This window comes from Hydrocarboniphaga sp. FW305-C-57, assembly GCF_058783045.1.
Genome location: NZ_JBYSYG010000032.1, coordinates 1 through 1,321, shown reverse-complemented (window position 1 = coordinate 1,321; position 1,321 = coordinate 1). Strand labels below are relative to the sequence as shown.

Below are 1,321 nucleotides of genomic sequence, written 5' to 3'. Positions count from 1 at the left end.
GCCAGTACTGTCCGGTTAATTCCCGAATAAAGACAGCTGGTTGCCCGAATCGCTGTCGAGATTTTGTAGAGCGGGAGTGGAAAACAGAGCTGGGAGCGGGGTTTTCTCGAAGGCGTTGACGCTCAAAATCTGTAGGAGATCGTGCAGCGAGGTGGTCACGCCTAGGCGTTTGCGGACGATCGCGATGAGCACGTACACGGCTACCGCGATCCACACCTGCGTTTTCACAGCGTTGGGTGAGGTCCCGAGGAAGGTTTTGATCCGCAGGTGTTGCTTGATCCACTTGAAGAAGGTCTCGATCTGCCAGCGCTGACGGTAGAGCGCGCTGATCGTGAGTGCGGGCAAGGCAAAGTGATTGGTCAGCAGCACGATCGATCCGCCGGAATCGGTATCGCGCACGCGCAGCCGGCGCAACGGTGCGGGGTATTTGCGGGCCGCGACGTCGCGCGTGAGCATGACGGTCTGATCGCAAGCAATGGCGCGGCGATCATCGACGGCATGCGAGTAGCGGCGCGTGACCTTCAGGTTCTTCTTGGCCCGCATCAGGAAGAACGCGCCTTCGCTGTGCAAGCGATGCAGGCGCTCGAAATCGAGATAGGCGCGGTCCATCAGGTAGAAAGCGCCGGGCTCGGGCAGGATCCGGTCGAGCATGTGGACATCGTGCTTTTGCGCTTCGCAGAGATGGATCACGGTCGGGATCGAGCCGCGGACATCCAGCAGCGTGTGCAGCTTGATCGCCCCGCAATCGGCGTGCATGGCGCGAGCCCAGGGGAAGACCGACAGGCACAGCTCGATGGTGGTGGAGTCCAGCGCGTAAATCGTCTGATCGAGATCCAAACCCAGGGATTCGTCGGCATAGAGGCGGCGTGCCGTGCGGATCAATCCCTGGGCAAAGTCGGCGTAGATACGCCAATCACGCAGCTCATTGGCATCGCCCAGGGTGCTGCGTGCCACCCGCGAGCGAAAGCCTAGGTGAAACAGCTTGGCCTGGTGCGCGCGCAAGCACACTTCGATCTCCCGCAGGCTTTCGCGCCCGGTGAGCTGGGCAAAGGCCATACACAGGAACTGATCGAAACAGGAGAACTTCTTGACGTAGCGCTGGCCGTCGTAGCGATCGACGCACCGTCGAAACGACGACAGCGGCAAATGCTGCATGAGCTGGGCGAAGACAAAACGGTCCTGATGCATGGCGGCTTCCCGGTGGAATCCGCCCCAGAGTTACGCAACGCAGTTGAAATCGGCACCAGCCCCGAAACAGCCATCAGAACAATTCAATCAATGACTTGAAAACAGGACAGACCACTTTCCCCGGACAGTACTG

General features: G+C 59.9%; 1 protein-coding gene. It reads right to left on the bottom strand.

Going from position 1 to position 1,321, the window contains the following annotated elements; all coding sequences use genetic code 11:
* Positions 1–15 precede the first annotated feature (15 nt).
* Complete coding sequence (locus tag AC3WUM_RS25140; RefSeq protein WP_492414077.1) at positions 16–1,188, bottom strand: IS4 family transposase; 1,173 nt, start codon at positions 1,186–1,188, stop codon at positions 16–18.
* Between the last annotated feature and the right edge of the window lie 133 nt (positions 1,189–1,321).